We start from the raw sequence: 15,898 nt of genomic DNA on the forward strand, positions 1-15,898 counted from the left end.
CTCTTATTACTTGCATCTTTTTCTGTTTGATTTTTGTCCTTAGCAGGTGGATTAACCGGGCTCGTTACAACGTTAGAATTTTGTCCATCAGGCGTCGTAACGTAGTAAACGGAAAGTACAACTACTAAACTTAACATCGTTAATAACCAAACCGTTTGTTTTTTTAACACTATTATTCCTCCTCTAGCTTTTCTTCGCTAATATGGAAACACGATGACTGGGCACCCCAAGCAAGCGGGTAACAGCATCTAGTATATTTTTTTTAATTTCAATATTGTCAGCACCTTTTGCTGTTATAATCACACCACGCACCCCAGGTTTATCTTCTTTAATCACAATCGGCACCTCTTTATCCCCTTCACGTACAATTACGACTTTACTATCCGTGGATTGATCATCCACAGTACGTTTCCCACCGTCGCGATCTGTTTCGTCAGTTTTTTGATTCCGTACAACCGTATCTTTTTCTAGAACCTTTATATCTGAAGAAGCAAGGTTCACAACGACTGTAACATCACTAACACCAATAATTCCCTCTAATGCATTTTTAAGCTGGTCTTCAAATTTCTTTTCATCTTTTTCAACTTGAGATAAACTGGGACTTTTTTGCGAAAATGCTTGCACTTCATTCGTATTATTATCAGTTTGCTTTTGGGTGGCAATGGGAACGGTTTGTTTTTTTTGAAAGAAATCACTTGAAAACATAAGCAATATACCGAGCGCTAGCAAGAGTAAGACAAGCTTAGGTGTTATTCTTTTTTTCCCTTTATCTTCATCATCGAAGCTATTCAGTAACTTGTGAAGCCAGTTTGATTTATTGCTGCTCATACGTTTTTCCTGCCCTCCCTTCCCCTACTTTAATTTTGCTTTGATCGACCTGCCACTCCTTAGCAAGAAACTGTTGGACATCCGTTTGCTTATCCGGAATGGATTCAGGAGAAGAAATATCTACCTTCTTTACTGTTTCAATCGTTGTAGGTCGGCGCCCGTCAACCTTGTCAAAACTTACCGTGACTGCTTCGATGTCTTGTTGCGATGATACTTCCTGCTTGTCTTTCCCTATGGTGATGTCCAGATTGACGATTTGCAGGCCGTACTCACTTTCTAGTTTTTTTGAGACATCATTTTTCATCTGGACAGCCATCTGTTCTAAAATATATGCACGCTGTGAGGCTTGTATTTCTTTTTTCTTCACATTAATTGTATTTTCTATTTTTTTATCATCTAGTTCCTTTTGCTTATACAAATTACCAATGGCTTTGGGGACATCCGTTTGTAAAAGTGTAAAAAATGGCGTTAATATGAGTACAATGAGCATTAGGCTCACAACAAATTTCACATATTTTTGTAAATTTGAATGAGGAACTAGTAAATGAATCATCGTTGCAAGTAGAAGGAATACTACAATATTCCGGATCCACTCTGTAATGTATTGCACACGAAATACCTCCTATCTCATCATTAGCGTTACATTACCTGCCGCAATGATAATCGTAATACTTAAAAAAAACATGAGTGAAACAATCGCTAAACACGCAAAGACATAGATAATACTTTTTCCAATCGAATCTAAGCATTGAATAATTGCACTGCTTCCAATAGGTTGCAAGCTAGCTGCTGCAAACTTGTAGATAAATGCGACTGCAAAGATTTTAATAGCTGGAAAAACGATGATAAGCGCCAATATGATTGTTCCTGCTATCCCAACCGTATTTTTTAACAGCGCAGATGCACTAAGTACCGTATCTGTTGCTTCAGTAAAAAATCTACCTACAACCGGAATAAAATTACCCGTTACAAACTTTGCCGTTTTTATAGCAATTCCATCTGCAACAGCCGATGCCGTTCCTTGAACAGATAACACGGCCAAAAAAATAGTGAGAAACAATCCGATTAGACCAACACTTGCGTTTTGAAGAAGTTTAGATAGCTTTGTAACTTTATACTGATCACTAAGCGTACTGACAATACTTAATATAGTCGAGAGCGTTAGCAAGGGCAGAACAACATAGTTCATAAGCATCCCGCTCGTATTCATAAGAAAGATAATAATTGGATGGAAGAAGGCAACTGAAACAACGCCACCTCCAGTGGCTATGAGAGCAAGAAGAATGGGTAGAAGGGCAAGGAGAAAATCAATCATTGTTTGAATTGTGTCTTTGGCATAGTTGGTTACAACGTAAAAACTATTAAGTGCAAAAATCATGAGTACCATATAAATAACAGCATCTGCTACTTTGCTACTCGTTTTTTTCTCAAACGACGATTGCATAGATTGTAGCAGGGCGCTAAACACCGTAAGTAATATTAAAGTCCCAAGCAGCTTTCCATTTGCAATCAGTTCATGAAATAAATACTTTACTAATCCCCCAATCCAATCCTGTAATGAAAACTTTTTTTCACCTTTTATAAATTCCATAAAGTTCCCCTTCTGACTTTCAGGCAAGTATAGACCATACTTACTAACAAGCTCGTCCCAATACGTTTTAATATCACTCACGCCTAATTTATCAACCTGCTCGTTTATGATTGTTTGTTGCGATGGGGCGGCTTGTACCAAAAAAGATGATGAGAAAAAGAAGAGAAAGAAAAAGAGAAAATTAATCAATCTTTTTGTACGCATTTGCTCACCCTTTCTCATTTCGGTAAGAAGCCTAGAACCGTTTCGATTACAACCGTTAAAATTGGAATCGCCATTGCAAGAATGAGTATCTTACCCGCCATCTCAATCTTAGAGGCGATTGCACTTTGTCCAGCATCCTTTGTTACATGAGATGCAAATTCCGCAATATAGGCAATTCCAATTATCTTTAGCAACGTTTCCACATAGACATTATTTATTTTTGCTTCTTTTCCAATGCGCGTTATCATTTCTAAAATAACTCCGATTTGATCTAGTAATAGTAAAAACATCATCGTTCCTACAAATACTATAAACATGGATGAGATACTCGATTTATGCTGATTTAATAATGATGCTAAAAACGTGGCAATAAACCCTAATCCGACAATTTGAAAAATTTCGATGTGACTCACCTCCTTCTACTGAAACAGAAATACACTTTTTAGCTTCGTAAAGAGATCTCCAATTAAGAAGGCGACATGAAATAATATAACAACAAAGCCAACAAGAATAACCCAGTTCGCAATGTCTTCGCGTTTTAGCTCCTTTAGTACAGTATGGATAAATGCTAAAATGATTCCAATTCCAGCAATTTGAAAGATAAGTCCAACATCAATGGACATGAGTCGTTCCCTCCTACAACAATAAAATGACGATGAGAAGACCTGTTAAAACGCCAAGACTTTTCATCATTTTTTCATAGCGAAGCTGTATATCCTTCGCTTCGCCTTCCTCACGTTCCAAATGAGAGATGCAAAGCCTAATATGCTTTTGCTGAGAATCGCGGTCATGTTGTCCAAGCGTTTCTCCAAATTGCTGCAGAATTTCATATTCAACCTGTTTAAGCGCTGTTCGTTTCCATACATCGTCTAAGCTTTCATTCCAAGCATCGCGAACCGTTTTATCTTCTTCTAAATGGCTATGAAAGCATGAAAACAACCAACTTATCGGAGTTGGCATTTGCTTTGTAAGCCTTCGTGCCGCTTCACTTAGCGGTGTATGCCCATACATAATTTCTGCCTCTAATGTTTGGAGGGCTGTTTTCACTAACCGAATTTGTCTTGGTCTTTCACGAACCTGCTTAGCTATTTGAAAACCAATCCATGTTGTAGTAGCTATAATAAGAATCGAACCGATTATTTTGATCATGTAGGCTTCACTCTCGCTTTTGTAAAAATCGACTGACCTCGTTTGTCCTTAACTGCTTGAACGGTCCCTGGTCCTTTCTGCCTTGATAATTCAATAAATCGTTCAAAAACCCCTAGTTCCATTAATTCACGAATAGATGGACGTTTCCAAACATCGTCCCAATTATATCCGTGTGCAGTAACAATAAGCTGAACACCGGCATGAATTGCTTCCTGAATGGCCTCGCTATCCTCTTGTCTCCCAATTTCATCAACCACTATTACATCAGGACTCATCGACCGTATTAGCATCATCATTCCTTCTGCCTTCGGACAAGCATCTAGCACATCGACTCGAAGACCAAGATCATGCTGAGGAACTCCTTTCACACATCCTGCAATTTCAGATCGTTCATCCACGATTGCTACCTTGCAAGAAGGAACTTTATCTGAACCCATACTAATGGTTCGTGCTATATCGCGAAGCAAGGTTGTTTTTCCAGTTTGCGGAGGGCCAATAATCATCGTATTCAGCCAATAGTTATTGTATAGATAAGGTAGTAACGGTTTAGCAACTCCAATTTTTTGCCTTGCAACTCGAATATTAAAAGAAGAAACATCTCGTATCATCTTTACCGTACCCTTTTCCGTAATGACCTTCCCCGCTAACCCAACCCGGTGTCCTCCTTGCAAAGTAACGTACCCTCTTTTTAATTCTTCCTCCATCGTATATAGCGAATGCTGACTTAGTTTATTTAATACAAATACAGCATCCTCCTGAGTAACCTTATATGTGTAAAAACGTGGTTTCCCACGAACAATGCATTCCAGTGGCTTATTTATACGAAGTCGAATTTCTTCTATTCCCTCTTTCTCTTCCATTTGTAACAATGACTGCACTACTTTTGGTAATAGCTCCATTACTTCTCTCATTGTTTTCTCCCCATCACTTAAAAACTGCAATCAAAATACACGAGATTCCCATTAATAAGAAAACGATTTTTAAAAAGGAAAGTTCATTGGCTACGCTAATAATTCCGATTGACATTGTTATAATGAGTACTGACGGACCAACAAAAGCTAACACACTATTAATAGCTAACGCTTTTTTTGCATCATTAAAATAAAGCATTAGTATGGCTGCCAGTATTTCAGCACTGCCTGAAAAAATGCGAAGCACTGCCATCATTAAAACCGAATCTTTCAATGTTTCACCTTCTCTCCAAAAAAAGGTTCGTTTTGTACAACCTTATGCTCCGTTTGTCCATTTCAGAATGAAAAAAGGAAGAGATGATAAAACTTCTGTAAACAAAAATAGACCTTCTATCTAGATTACAGTTTGCAATCTAGATAGAAGGTCTAAGAACGACTCTATGTTTTCTATTCAAAACTTATTTCATTTTGATTAAGCACGAGAAACGTATTTACCTTCTGCTGTATTGATAATAAGTGTTTCTCCTTCATTAATAAAGATTGGTACTTGAACAATTAAACCTGTTTCTAAAGTGGCAGGCTTCGTAACGTTCGATGCTGTATCCCCTTTAATACCCGGTTCTGTTTCACTAACTACTAATTCCACTGTATTTGGAAGCTGAATACCAAGAATTTCGCCTTGGAATGTCATGATGAATACTTCCATATTTTCTTTCAAGTATTTTAATTCATGTTCGATTTGTGATGCAGGAAGTTCAAGCTGTTCATAACTTTCATTATCCATGAATACATGGGAATCACCCATTGCATACAAGTACTGCATACGACGGTTTTCAATATGAGCCTTTGCTACTTTTTCACCAGCGCGGAAGGTTTTTTCTTGAATGGCACCTGTGCGGAGGTTACGAAGCTTAGAACGAACAAACGCCGCTCCTTTACCTGGTTTTACGTGTTGGAAATCAATAACTTGCCAAATTGCATTATCCACTTCAATTGTCAAACCTGTACGAAAATCATTTACTGAAATCATGAAAAATCCTCCTGTATTATAAAATAATAAGTTCTTTTGGGGAATGTGTTAAAATTTCATTTGCATCCTTCGTTACAAGAATATCATCCTCAATACGAACGCCGCCTAAACCCGGAACATAGATGCCTGGTTCAACAGTTACAACCATCCCTGGCTCTAATACCGTATTAGAGCGGAAGGATAAAGCAGGACCTTCATGAATTTCAAGTCCAATTCCATGACCTGTAGAATGTCCATAATTTGGTCCAAACCCTTTTTCTGTTATGTAATCACGAGTTAATGCATCGGCTTGAATACCCGTTAAACCAGCCTTTATTCCGTTCACGCCTCGAAGTTGTGCTTCCAAGACAATTTCATATATATGTTTTAGTTCAGGAGAAGGTTCACCTACAGCGATCGTACGTGTCATATCAGAACAATACCCTTTATAATAGGCACCGAAATCTAATGTAACAAAATCTCCCTTTTCAATCAACTTTTCAGAGGCCACACCATGAGGCAATGCAGAACGCTTGCCTGACGCAACAATTGTATCAAACGAAGAAGAAGTTGCACCTTGTTTTCTCATGAAAAATTCCAATTCGTTCAAGACATCTAATTCAGAAACACCCGCCGTAATAAATGATAAGATGTGTGTAAAGGCCGCATCTGCAATTTGTGCTGCATCCTTTAATATCTTAATCTCAGAGTCTGTCTTAATCAAGCGTAACTTTTCTACCATTCCCGAAGTTGGCACAAGCTCTGCATTTACATACTCTTCATACAATTTAAATTCTCCATATGTAAGTGAATCTTGTTCAACAGCTAGCTTTTCAATTCCTAACTCTTTCACCCGCGCTGCCACTTCCTGTGCAACCATACCGGAATGTTGTATAATTTCATAACCAACTGCTTGTTTTTTTGCTTGTTCTACGTAACGAAAATCGGTTATAAAAAGTGCCCGATCATTAGAAATAAGAACAACGCCTGCTGTCCCAGTGAAATTTGCCATATATGTACGGTTAAAACTACTCGTAATGAGCAATCCATCCACATTTGCACTAGCAAATGATTCTCTTAGCTTTGAAAGCTTTTCCATCATTATGCCTCCTTAAAATTTTCAACAAGTGCCCGAAGCGCCATCTTATATCCATAAAATCCAAATCCAACAATTTGACCGAAGCATACAGGTGCGGTTACTGAAACGTGACGAAAAGATTCACGCTTATGAACATTAGAAATATGAACTTCAATAACTGGACGTGTAATGCTAGCAATCGCATCACGTATCGCATAGCTATAGTGGGTAAATGCACCCGGATTAAGAATAATACCTTCATACAAATCTTGCGCTTCATGAAGCTTATCTATAATAGCACCTTCATGATTAGATTGAAAACAATCTACATTTACACCTAACTCATGACCAAACCGACAAAGATCTTCCTCAAGGGACTGAAGTGTATTCATGCCGTAAACTCCCACTTCACGTACGCCAAGTAGATTCAAATTCGGTCCATTTATGAGGAGTATTTTTTTCATCTGCACGATCCCCTTATATATGAATGTTCACAGAACATTCTACCATATGTGCTACTTATTTGAATAGTTACCCTCCTTCTTTCCAGAATTCAAATTTCGTTCATTTGCCTCAAAAGATACGGAATATGCGATGAACACACCATATATAATAAAAATACAAACCGTTGTCACTATCGTTTCTTTTGGAAGCTGCCAAACATCTTTTAATACTGGAGAAAATAGGCTCACGCTAAAAAACAAAACGCTCCACCATATCAAACCGTATATAATACCTGGCATTACACCCTGAAATCGTTTAAATAATGCATATAAAGCAGCGGTACCAATTGACAATATACTCATCACGAAAATCCCTACAAATTGACCGATCCACTCTTTCTTCCATTCTCCAAGAGAAAATGGCAATAAAAAATAGTTTGGACCAACATCTGTAAAAGAAAAAATATAAAAAAAATACCACACACATCCCCAAAAAAAGCCACCAAATAATCCAATTTTCACGATTTTACTTGCAAACGACTTCTCATTCTTTTCGCTTTGCTTTTTCAATTTTCTTCACCTCACGCTAGTAATATGTCCTTTTAGGCAAAAAATCATGATAATGTTTAAAAAAAGTGGACTTTGGCAATACAAATATATATATTCCAACACCATGCCAGTAGTTTTCCTTGTCATAAGGCGAGCTTTACCGATACAATGGAGGAAAACAAAATACAGGTTGGTGTTTACATGTCACAGGAGACAAAACAAATATACGGCGGTCAAGCAGTAGTAGAAGGAGTTATGTTTGGCGGAAGAGAATATACAGTTACAGCTGTTCGAAGAAAAGATAAATCCATTGAATATTATCGATTACCACGTGTCCAAAACAAATGGTTACAGTCGCTAAAAAAAATTCCATTTATACGAGGAATTGCTGCAATCATAAATGCAAGCGCTAATGGTGCAAAGCACTTAAACTTTTCTTCAGAACGATTTGATGTTGATCCTGCAGATGAAGAACAACTTGCTATGAAGAAGCAAGAACAATCAAAGCTTACAATGATTCTTGGAGTAGCCACAGTTGGAGTTTTATCTTTCATTGTTGGAAAGATTGTTTTTTCGGCAGTTCCTGCGATATTAGCAGAACTGACAAGACCTATCTTTACATCTCATATGGCACAAGTCATGATAGAAAGCGCTATAAAGCTTATTTTGCTACTAAGCTATATCTATGGTGTATCTCTTACTCCACTTATTAAGCGTGTGTTTCAATATCACGGTGCTGAACACAAAGTAATTAATGCATTTGAAAACAATCTGCCATTAACAGTGGAAAATGTTCAAAAACAATCCCGACTTCATTATCGTTGTGGAAGCAGCTTTATCTTGTTCACCGTCATTATAGGGATGTTTGTTTATTTACTCGTACCAACTGAACCCCTTTGGTCACGTGTATTAAATCGAATTTTATTAATTCCTGTTGTTCTAGGAATCTCTTTTGAAGTACTTCAATTCACAAATGCATTACGTAATATTCCTGTATTGAAATTTCTAGGTTACCCGGGACTGTGGCTTCAACTCCTTACGACGAAAGAACCAGCAAATGATCAAGTTGAAGTCGCCATCGCATCCTTTAAAGAACTTCTTACACTTGAACACACTAAGTAACCATTTATTTTTGACGAAATTCTGAATTTATATAAATTCCCTATTTTCATATTACCAACACTTTTTCTAAAGCTGTATAATAACAGTAGGAGGTGTATGCAATGAAAGGCCGTTCGTTTCCCATAGTCCTTGTTTTATGTATTGTAGGGCTTGCCGTGTTTCAGCTTGTAACGACTGCAGTCCAAAACCCTGCGGATTTAATAAGACAAATATTAGTCATTGTCATAGTTTTAGGAGTAATTTATTTGTTATACAGGCTGATAACTAGCACTGGCGGGGCGAATTCGCGTGCATCTTATAATCGTGCTGTGAAGCAGTCTAAACGTAAGTATACAAAACGCAACGTTACCCCTCTTACCAATCAAAATAAAAGAGAAAGTAAAAATAGTAAGACGACTTCATCTCTTTTTAAGAAAAAAAGAAAACAAACCCATCTCACCGTTATCGAAGGGAAAAAGGGTAAAAAGAAAGACCGCGCTTCATTCTAGCGCGGTCTTTCTTTTTACATGGCTCTGTTAAACGTGCCTGCAAGGTTCCGCTCCAGGTGCGAGCTTTCCGCTAGGCTTAGGGAGCCTCCTCGGCGCTATGCGCCTGCGGGCCGTTTTTCCCGCAGGAGTCTCGCACCTTCCGCTCCAATCAACCTAGTTAAATCAACAAATAGCTTTAACAAAGTCTTTTACATAATGAGGTCCATAATACCCGTTCTTATTATTCTTGTTCATCATTCGTTTTCCGAACCATACGAAGTGCCTCTACTCGCGTTTCGTCTTCTTCGAAATATTGAACAAGATCACCTATACGGTCTATTGCTTCCCAGCTAAGATGATGTTCAATTCCTTCTACATCACCGTATATCTTACTTTCTTCCACACCAATCACTCTCATAAGCTGCTCAAGTAGTTCATGCCGATAAACGAGCCGCTTTCCTATTTTTTTACCCTTTGTTGTTAATATGAGCCCACGATATTTTTCATAAACCAGATATTCGTCTTTGTCTAGTTTTTGCACCATCTTTGTCACTGAGGAAGGATGTACATTTAATGCATCTGCGATGTCAGATACCCTTGCGTACCCTTTCTCTTCAATTAATAAATAAATTTGTTCTATATAGTCTTCCATACTAGGAGTAGGCATTGGTTTCCTCCATCCAAATAATTTCTTCTCTCTTTCCGAACAAAAGCAATCAATAAAAGGATACAACAGAAAGAGAATGGTGACAAGTTGGAGGTTAAAGTTTACGTGAAATAAAGAATATTTGCGTTCGGAAAATATTCATGAATATAGGACGAAATCGTATGCTCTAATCTTACTGCATCATTGGTCTCATATACATATTTTCCAATTCCATACCTACCCCATTTGTACTTTCGTTTCGATTCATCCATTTCTAGCAAAGTATTCGGATATCTTTTCATAATGACATTTTTTGCAGGCTTTGTAAACCGATGCTGAATTAATTCAAATGAAATTGTATCAGAAGCAATATCATGAAGATGCTCATAAAGACGCGAGAACAATTCATGATACCCCTCTTCCCATCCCTCATGCATATAAATAGGAGCAACGATAAAACCCAATGGATAGTTTGCCTTAGCGACCTTTCTTGCAGCATTTATTCTATCCTCAAAAGAAGAAGTACCTGGTTCAAAATTATGAATAACATAACGAGAATTAATACTAAACCGAAATGTTGTCTTCCCATTATGCTTAGCATCTAAAAGATGATCAACATGAGAAAACTTTGTAACAAAGCGCAGGTGTCCATATGGAGTAGTTCCAAAAAACTCAATCGTTTTTTTAAGAGCGTGCGTTAAATGATCAATCCCTACGATATCTGATGTACATGCTGCTTCAAATCTGGTCAAATTAGGCGCGCGTTCGTCCATGTACGTTTGGGCCTGTTCAAAGATTTCATCTAGATTTACATACACACGAATATAAGGCTTACTACCGAGAGTGGTTTGTAGATAACAATAGTGACAATGCCCCATACAACCTGTCGCAAGAGGGATTGCATATTCTGCAGACGGCTTGGATGTATCAAATTTTAGCGTACGACGTACCCCTACCACTAACGTACTTTTTGCATTCCGATATTTCTGTAGATCTGTATCTCCTGGAAAATTACGTATTTGATTATGAGAACTTGTCTCTCTTATTTCCACATTCATTTTTGAAAATTTATTATACAACTCTTGTCCAAGCGGATAATCGAGTGCTTGTGGCTCAAAGTAAACAAGTTTAGGCATAAATGGTTTCATTATTTTTATTCCTTTCTCCTATATTTCCTATGCAACCTGCATATAATATCCCCTTGAACAACCATTACTACTTATAAAATTTATCGAAGAAATAATTTAAATAGTTGACGAACCCCATCCCTTATAGGTATCATAAATCCTTGTGAGTATTTTTTGATAAAGTAACGTTTTAGTTGGGGAAGAGAGGAGTAAATTGTATGGCACTAAAGAAAAAAGCAGCGGTAAAAACGGGGAAAATGATACGCGAACTTATGTTGGCTGATAAAGATGTATCAGCTTCAACAATCATGGTATATAGTAACAATGGACTAAATGAGGAAATCAAAATTGAAGGACTCCATCCAAAATCAAATGAAGAATTATTTTTTAGTGGGAACCTGGATTGGAATGACACTGTAATATATAAAATTGTAGATTTTTCTGGAAAAGCAGAGGTCGGAAAAGTAACATTGCTTGACATGAAAAATAATAACGTTACATTGAGCATTGAACGTATTATGTGGAGCAAGGAAAACCAAGAGGAGGCCGAGGGAAACGAGGATATTCAAGATGAGATTTCTACTACAAGTTCATCGAAAGAATCATTACATGTATACACCTTAGAAAAGAAACCAGAACATAACGCATCCTATGAAAAAATAACTCCTAGCCCTAGCCAACCAACCTTACTGAAAACAGAAGCGACAGCTAAACGCGTAGAATCAGTTAAAACTTATGAACAACCAACTCCTTCAGAGATTAAGATAGAGAAAAAGGATTTGCAACAAACGAATGATAATTTGTCACCTAACAAGTTAGAGGAACACTATCATGCACTTGTATCGCATGCCATTGCTGTATGCCAAGATTACACACTTGGCTTGGATATCGATAAAAGTATCGAAGAATTAAAGGCAGAGCTCGCATCTCAAGGTGCCATGTTACCACTTGATTCCGAGATTATTGGGGTAGTAACCAGTCTTCGTGAGTTAAAGGGAAAAGGGATGGATTTGCAAAAACTCCTAAGCCTCGTATAGTGTAAACAAAAAAATTGCCAGATCGTAAATTGACATGAAAAGGAATTACTCCTTTACATGTCATTTTTCTAGATCTTATACCATTCCGTAAATAAACAAACTATTTTTTATAATTCCAGTCATCACTTTCGTATTTCTCCCGAGCAACCCTTTCAACCTCTTTCATTTGCTGTTCACTTAATTTATATTCACATAAATTAATATGCAACCCTTTTTCAAAACCAATTTTAAAGGCCTGCACCAACTGATTTATCGTAAATTTTTCATCCGTAAGCGAATTGATGGCAACTGCTTTTGAAGTGAACATTCGCTTCATCCTATCTTTCATTCGATCATTAGGAAACAAAAATAAGTCGTACAAGGTGTCGATATCAATTTCTAGTGGTATAGATCCATGCTGCAAAATAACATCCTTTTGACGAGTCTGTGCACTACCTGCAATTTTTCGTTCTTCTACAACAATCTCATACCAAGAAGGAGCATCGAAACAAACCGAGGAACGAGGATTTTTTAAATCATCGCGTTCTTTCTGTGTGTTGGGAACAGAAAAATAAGCTTGGAACCCTAATGACCGAAATCCTTCTAATAATCCCTCAGAAATGACACGATACGCTTCTGTTACCGTTTTCGGCATATTGGGATGGTCTTCCCGTACAATAACGCTGTACGTAAGTTCACGGTCATGAAGTACACTTCTCCCACCAGTAGGTCTGCGAACAAATCCAAAGTTGCGACGGTTTACCTCATCCATATTTATTTCCTTTCCAACATGCTGAAAATATCCAATGGATAGTGTTGGAACACTCCATTCATAAAACCGTATTGTTGGAGCCATTTTTTTCTCGCTCTGCCAATTCAGCAAACATTCATCGAGTGCCATATTGTATGCCGGAGAACCTGCCCCAGAATAGATAAAATTCCATACTTCTTTTTCCATAATACACCTCAATTTAAAAGCCTTTTATATTTCACTATAACAAATTCGACAATATTTGTGAAAAAATATGAATTTGAGCAGACTATATTGCATTAAGTGATGTGGTCATTATATTATTAAAGATAGAAATAAAAAAAGGGGTCGATTTTATCGTGTCAATAAGCTCAATTGTTTTAATCATTCTTTCTGTTGCGATTATTACCTATTCTGTAGTTACATACTTCACTCAACGTAAAATTGTAAAAACACTTACGGAAGAAGAATTTCGTTCTACATACCGCAAAGCCCAAATTATCGATATTCGTGAGGATAAAGACTTTAAAGCTGGACATATTCTTGGTGCTAGAAATATTCCACTTTCACAACTACAAAACAGATACAAAGAAATTAGACCAGATCAAGCTGTTTACTTATATTGTCAAAATGGACTTCGATCAGGACGCGCTGGTCAAATGCTAAAACGAAAAGGTTACAATCAATTGTTCCAACTGCAAGGCGGCTTTAAATCTTGGACAGGAAAAATTAAATCTAACTAAGCAGAATAATAAGCAGAGAAAAGGCCGATACAAAAAAGTAACGGCCTTTTCTTTGTTTATAGTAAATGAACCGCCTTCAATCCAGTTACTATTCCATCTTCGTCACAGCTTTTTGTAACGACATCTGCACGTTGCTTCAACTCATCCACCGCATTTCCCATGGCTATCCCTGTCCCTACATACGATAGCATTTGCATATCATTTCGGCCATCACCAAAGGCAAATGTATTTTCTACTGAAAATCCTGCTCGCTTAATAAACTGTTGAATTCCTTTCGCTTTTGAACTTCCCTTTGGAAGGACATCGATTGCCCGGTTGTGCCAGCGAACAAATTCAAAGTTTGGATACGACGTTTCGTAATAGTTCTCGTCCCCTTCTTCACAAAATAGAATTCCTTGATATACTGGATTCTCCCTATAAAAATTGCGATTGTGGGGTGGATAGTTCATATGAAAGCTACGAAAACTATCCTCAATATACGGATGACTTGCTGATGTTGCACATACGTGTTTATGATTATAAAACGCCATTTCGTGACCATGACTTGCTGCATCCTCAACAAGACTACCTAACTGATTTGTTTCGATTTCATTTTTATATATTTCCAATCCTTCGAATATAACATATTGTCCATTTATCGAGACATAGGATTCAATACCTAGTTCTTGCCGAATAGATTGAAACATATTCGGTGTACGGCCCGTAGCAATAGCCGTATATATCCCTCTCTGTTGCAGTTGCCTAATGGCGTGCTTTGTTGATGGAAGTATAGTTTTATTAGAATCTAATAGGGTTCCATCTATATCAAAAAATACAATTTTCTTTTCCATCCTAGTTGCCCCTCTCATATCCAAATTCTGTTTTGGAGTTAGCTACAATTACAATTGATTCAGAAGTCTCCGCCCATTCTAACGCCCAAATGGTTACGCGAATGGTAAGCGGAAACTTTATGTAAAATATAGGGTATGAAACGGGTTTCATGTCAAGAATTTTCTCCTGATTTTCTACTCAAAAACGTTCTTTGCACAAGTCCATACATGAGCAAATCATAATATTGACCTAAATAAAATTGATATTCTTGCAAATTACCTTCTTCTCGAAATCCGAATTTTTCTAAAACGCGCCTTGAAAATACATTTTCTTTCCGAACCACAGCGCCAATTCGGTTTAATGCAAGGTAACCAAACCCATAGGAAATAATCGCCTCTAGAACTTCCGTCATAAATCCTTTATTCCATTCTGTATGATTTAATTCGTATCCGATTTCAGCACGTTGATGCGATTTACTCCAATTATGAAATCCAATGGTTCCAATTAAAGTATGATTATCCTTTTTTTCAATTCCCCAGCGAAGAATAGAACCGCTTTTTATGCCTGTTTGCATTTGTACAATAAACTGCTCTGCTTGTTCACGTCTTGTAAACGGCTCTAATCCATAATACTGTACAACCTGTGGGTCAGAGAAATATTCAAAGATCTGTTGTTCATCTGACGGTATAATCTCTCGTAACAGACACCGCTCCGTTTCTAAAGTAGGAAATTGTGATAATAGCATGAGATCTCCTCCTACGTTTTCAGTATAGTTCTGCTTGTATTTCCTTTTTTCTGCCTTAAAGCAGATAGCCATCATACTAGTTTTAAATTTCGTAAAAAAACTAGCATAATCGGGATATTTCCCTATATATGCTAGTTTTTTTAATTAGCTAGTATGTATTACTTTTCAAACGGTTTTAACATTTCCTCTCTCATTCCAAAGCTAACTGTAGCAATCCCCACATACATTAAGATAAGAAGAATTGGACTAACCGTATTATACCAATTGTTATCTATAATTAGGTAAACCGTCAAAATTGCTACTAACACAAACGTAAACACGAACATATAAAAGCTATATCCAGATTTCATATTACTCTCCTTTCTTGTATGACATCTGCCATTCAAAAGTTTATTGTAGCGAATCCTTTTCTATGTCTCAAGTTTTCGCTACAAATAAATTTTTACAATTGATTAAGCTCCACTTTTACTATGTCATCGCAAACAATACGAATAATTGAGCCTGAGCTGTCAATTGCCGTAATTGAACGCTTATGTAACAATCTATTCACAACTCGTTCCAACGTCTTTTTCAAATCTTTATAATAAAACTCCTTAATGTCTTGAATGATCTTCCCGTTTTCTAAATGGTATACCGCTTTATAACGTTTATATGTCACATCTTCCTCTCCCTTTTGTTCATGTATTCACAAAAAAAACAAATGTATGAG

General features: G+C 37.1%; 23 protein-coding genes and 1 pseudogene. 4 read left to right on the forward strand and 20 right to left on the reverse strand.

The features are described 5' to 3' along the window. From AC11ZT_RS01150 to AC11ZT_RS01210, 13 genes and pseudogenes are all read right to left on the reverse strand, one after another. Positions 1 to 170 (reverse strand): annotated as a pseudogene (locus AC11ZT_RS01150) (SpoIIIAH-like family protein); the annotation flags it as partial. Between the two features lie 13 nt (positions 171 to 183). Continuing rightward, positions 184 to 828 carry a stage III sporulation protein AG gene (gene spoIIIAG / locus AC11ZT_RS01155; protein ID WP_484057850.1) on the reverse strand — a complete coding sequence of 215 codons (645 nt, stop codon included), beginning with the start codon at positions 826 to 828 and terminating at the stop codon, positions 184 to 186. After that, positions 815 to 1,438, reverse strand: coding sequence for a stage III sporulation protein AF (gene spoIIIAF / locus AC11ZT_RS01160; RefSeq protein ID WP_484057851.1), 624 nt, complete (start codon positions 1,436 to 1,438; stop codon positions 815 to 817). The genes spoIIIAG and spoIIIAF overlap by 14 nt, the downstream gene beginning before the upstream one ends. A 12-nt stretch (positions 1,439 to 1,450) precedes the next feature. Then, positions 1,451 to 2,623 (reverse strand): stage III sporulation protein AE, encoded by a 1,173-nt coding sequence (gene spoIIIAE / locus AC11ZT_RS01165; protein ID WP_484057852.1) that lies wholly within the window; start codon positions 2,621 to 2,623, stop codon positions 1,451 to 1,453. Positions 2,624 to 2,637: 14 nt separating this feature from the next. After that, entirely contained in the window at positions 2,638 to 3,036 is a 399-nt protein-coding gene (spoIIIAD, locus tag AC11ZT_RS01170) for a stage III sporulation protein AD (protein ID WP_484057853.1), read from the reverse strand. Between the two features lie 6 nt (positions 3,037 to 3,042). Continuing rightward, positions 3,043 to 3,246, reverse strand: a complete 204-nt coding sequence (spoIIIAC, locus tag AC11ZT_RS01175) for a stage III sporulation protein AC (protein WP_379966421.1) — start codon at positions 3,244 to 3,246, stop codon at positions 3,043 to 3,045. 13 nt (positions 3,247 to 3,259) lie between these two features. Continuing rightward, complete coding sequence (spoIIIAB, locus tag AC11ZT_RS01180; protein ID WP_484057854.1) at positions 3,260 to 3,772, reverse strand: stage III sporulation protein SpoIIIAB; 513 nt, start codon at positions 3,770 to 3,772, stop codon at positions 3,260 to 3,262. After that, positions 3,769 to 4,683 (reverse strand): stage III sporulation protein AA, encoded by a 915-nt coding sequence (gene spoIIIAA, locus AC11ZT_RS01185; protein WP_484057855.1) that lies wholly within the window; start codon positions 4,681 to 4,683, stop codon positions 3,769 to 3,771. The genes spoIIIAB and spoIIIAA overlap by 4 nt, the downstream gene beginning before the upstream one ends. A gap of 13 nt (positions 4,684 to 4,696) precedes the next feature. After that, complete coding sequence (locus AC11ZT_RS01190) at positions 4,697 to 4,939, reverse strand: YqhV family protein (RefSeq protein WP_484057869.1); 243 nt, start codon at positions 4,937 to 4,939, stop codon at positions 4,697 to 4,699. Positions 4,940 to 5,155: 216 nt separating this feature from the next. Beyond that, positions 5,156 to 5,713 carry an elongation factor P gene (efp, locus tag AC11ZT_RS01195; RefSeq protein ID WP_484057856.1) on the reverse strand — a complete coding sequence of 186 codons (558 nt, stop codon included), beginning with the start codon at positions 5,711 to 5,713 and terminating at the stop codon, positions 5,156 to 5,158. A 16-nt stretch (positions 5,714 to 5,729) separates the two neighbouring features. Beyond that, positions 5,730 to 6,791, reverse strand: a complete 1,062-nt coding sequence (gene pepQ / locus AC11ZT_RS01200; protein WP_484057857.1) for a Xaa-Pro dipeptidase — start codon at positions 6,789 to 6,791, stop codon at positions 5,730 to 5,732. Between the two features lie 2 nt (positions 6,792 to 6,793). After that, complete coding sequence (gene aroQ, locus AC11ZT_RS01205) at positions 6,794 to 7,234, reverse strand: type II 3-dehydroquinate dehydratase (protein ID WP_484057858.1); 441 nt, start codon at positions 7,232 to 7,234, stop codon at positions 6,794 to 6,796. 51 nt (positions 7,235 to 7,285) lie between these two features. Next, positions 7,286 to 7,783, reverse strand: a complete 498-nt coding sequence (locus AC11ZT_RS01210; protein WP_484057859.1) for a YqhR family membrane protein — start codon at positions 7,781 to 7,783, stop codon at positions 7,286 to 7,288. A 180-nt stretch (positions 7,784 to 7,963) separates the two neighbouring features. Here AC11ZT_RS01210 and AC11ZT_RS01215 point away from each other — a divergent pair, with 180 nt between their 5' ends. Together AC11ZT_RS01215 and AC11ZT_RS01220 are read left to right on the forward strand one after the other, a co-directional pair. Beyond that, positions 7,964 to 8,884 carry a DUF1385 domain-containing protein gene (locus AC11ZT_RS01215; RefSeq protein WP_484057860.1) on the forward strand — a complete coding sequence of 307 codons (921 nt, stop codon included), beginning with the start codon at positions 7,964 to 7,966 and terminating at the stop codon, positions 8,882 to 8,884. Positions 8,885 to 8,985: 101 nt separating this feature from the next. After that, positions 8,986 to 9,372, forward strand: a complete 387-nt coding sequence (locus tag AC11ZT_RS01220; RefSeq protein WP_484057861.1) for an SA1362 family protein — start codon at positions 8,986 to 8,988, stop codon at positions 9,370 to 9,372. 220 nt (positions 9,373 to 9,592) lie between these two features. On the opposite strand, the gene mntR is transcribed toward AC11ZT_RS01220, so the two are convergent. Next, positions 9,593 to 10,018: a transcriptional regulator MntR gene (mntR, locus tag AC11ZT_RS01225; RefSeq protein ID WP_379966394.1), complete on the reverse strand. Its 426-nt coding sequence runs from the start codon at positions 10,016 to 10,018 to the stop codon at positions 9,593 to 9,595. A 101-nt stretch (positions 10,019 to 10,119) separates the two neighbouring features. Continuing rightward, positions 10,120 to 11,145, reverse strand: a complete 1,026-nt coding sequence (gene splB, locus AC11ZT_RS01230; RefSeq protein WP_484057862.1) for a spore photoproduct lyase — start codon at positions 11,143 to 11,145, stop codon at positions 10,120 to 10,122. Positions 11,146 to 11,342: 197 nt separating this feature from the next. Between splB and AC11ZT_RS01235 the strand changes: the two genes are divergently transcribed. After that, positions 11,343 to 12,161, forward strand: a complete 819-nt coding sequence (locus AC11ZT_RS01235) for a hypothetical protein (protein WP_484057863.1) — start codon at positions 11,343 to 11,345, stop codon at positions 12,159 to 12,161. Between the two features lie 100 nt (positions 12,162 to 12,261). Here AC11ZT_RS01235 and AC11ZT_RS01240 read toward each other — a convergent pair whose 3' ends face one another. Continuing rightward, a complete protein-coding gene (locus tag AC11ZT_RS01240) occupies positions 12,262 to 13,098 on the reverse strand; it encodes a lipoate--protein ligase family protein (RefSeq protein WP_484057864.1) in 837 nt (278 codons plus the stop codon). A gap of 152 nt (positions 13,099 to 13,250) precedes the next feature. On the opposite strand from AC11ZT_RS01240, the gene AC11ZT_RS01245 reads away from it, so the two are divergent. Then, complete coding sequence (locus AC11ZT_RS01245; protein ID WP_484057865.1) at positions 13,251 to 13,634, forward strand: rhodanese-like domain-containing protein; 384 nt, start codon at positions 13,251 to 13,253, stop codon at positions 13,632 to 13,634. A gap of 56 nt (positions 13,635 to 13,690) precedes the next feature. Here the strand turns inward: AC11ZT_RS01245 and AC11ZT_RS01250 are convergent, their stop codons facing one another. From AC11ZT_RS01250 to AC11ZT_RS01265, 4 genes are all read right to left on the reverse strand, one after another. Beyond that, the gene (locus AC11ZT_RS01250; RefSeq protein ID WP_484057866.1) at positions 13,691 to 14,464 is read right to left on the reverse strand and encodes a Cof-type HAD-IIB family hydrolase; all 774 of its coding nucleotides are present in this window, start codon (positions 14,462 to 14,464) and stop codon (positions 13,691 to 13,693) included. A gap of 152 nt (positions 14,465 to 14,616) precedes the next feature. Continuing rightward, positions 14,617 to 15,189, reverse strand: a complete 573-nt coding sequence (locus AC11ZT_RS01255; protein WP_484057867.1) for a GNAT family N-acetyltransferase — start codon at positions 15,187 to 15,189, stop codon at positions 14,617 to 14,619. Between the two features lie 158 nt (positions 15,190 to 15,347). Then, positions 15,348 to 15,539 (reverse strand): hypothetical protein, encoded by a 192-nt coding sequence (locus AC11ZT_RS01260; protein ID WP_379966373.1) that lies wholly within the window; start codon positions 15,537 to 15,539, stop codon positions 15,348 to 15,350. Positions 15,540 to 15,631: 92 nt separating this feature from the next. Beyond that, on the reverse strand, positions 15,632 to 15,847 hold the full coding sequence (locus tag AC11ZT_RS01265) for a DUF3929 family protein (protein ID WP_484057868.1): 216 nt from the start codon (positions 15,845 to 15,847) through the stop codon (positions 15,632 to 15,634). Positions 15,848 to 15,898 lie beyond the last annotated feature (51 nt).

The sequence above is a fragment of the Ectobacillus sp. genome (genome assembly GCF_056992975.1).

Bases quoted from the DNA above. Each gene is read 5' to 3' on its own strand.
- spoIIIAG (WP_484057850.1), bottom strand. From the start codon at position 828: ATGAGCAGCAATAAATCAAACTGGCTTCACAAGTTACTGAATAGCTTC.
- spoIIIAE (WP_484057852.1), bottom strand. From the start codon at position 2,623: ATGCGTACAAAAAGATTGATTAATTTTCTCTTTTTCTTTCTCTTCTTT.
- spoIIIAC (WP_379966421.1), bottom strand. From the start codon at position 3,246: ATGTCCATTGATGTTGGACTTATCTTTCAAATTGCTGGAATTGGAATC.
- spoIIIAB (WP_484057854.1), bottom strand. From the start codon at position 3,772: ATGATCAAAATAATCGGTTCGATTCTTATTATAGCTACTACAACATGG.
- spoIIIAA (WP_484057855.1), bottom strand. From the start codon at position 4,683: ATGAGAGAAGTAATGGAGCTATTACCAAAAGTAGTGCAGTCATTGTTA.
- AC11ZT_RS01190 (WP_484057869.1), bottom strand. From the start codon at position 4,939: ATGATGGCAGTGCTTCGCATTTTTTCAGGCAGTGCTGAAATACTGGCA.
- efp (WP_484057856.1), bottom strand. From the start codon at position 5,713: ATGATTTCAGTAAATGATTTTCGTACAGGTTTGACAATTGAAGTGGAT.
- pepQ (WP_484057857.1), bottom strand. From the start codon at position 6,791: ATGGAAAAGCTTTCAAAGCTAAGAGAATCATTTGCTAGTGCAAATGTG.
- aroQ (WP_484057858.1), bottom strand. From the start codon at position 7,234: ATGAAAAAAATACTCCTCATAAATGGACCGAATTTGAATCTACTTGGC.
- AC11ZT_RS01215 (WP_484057860.1), top strand. From the start codon at position 7,964: ATGTCACAGGAGACAAAACAAATATACGGCGGTCAAGCAGTAGTAGAA.
- AC11ZT_RS01220 (WP_484057861.1), top strand. From the start codon at position 8,986: ATGAAAGGCCGTTCGTTTCCCATAGTCCTTGTTTTATGTATTGTAGGG.
- mntR (WP_379966394.1), bottom strand. From the start codon at position 10,018: ATGCCTACTCCTAGTATGGAAGACTATATAGAACAAATTTATTTATTA.
- splB (WP_484057862.1), bottom strand. From the start codon at position 11,145: ATGAAACCATTTATGCCTAAACTTGTTTACTTTGAGCCACAAGCACTC.
- AC11ZT_RS01235 (WP_484057863.1), top strand. From the start codon at position 11,343: ATGGCACTAAAGAAAAAAGCAGCGGTAAAAACGGGGAAAATGATACGC.
- AC11ZT_RS01240 (WP_484057864.1), bottom strand. From the start codon at position 13,098: ATGGAAAAAGAAGTATGGAATTTTATCTATTCTGGGGCAGGTTCTCCG.
- AC11ZT_RS01250 (WP_484057866.1), bottom strand. From the start codon at position 14,464: ATGGAAAAGAAAATTGTATTTTTTGATATAGATGGAACCCTATTAGAT.
- AC11ZT_RS01255 (WP_484057867.1), bottom strand. From the start codon at position 15,189: ATGCTATTATCACAATTTCCTACTTTAGAAACGGAGCGGTGTCTGTTA.
- AC11ZT_RS01260 (WP_379966373.1), bottom strand. From the start codon at position 15,539: ATGAAATCTGGATATAGCTTTTATATGTTCGTGTTTACGTTTGTGTTA.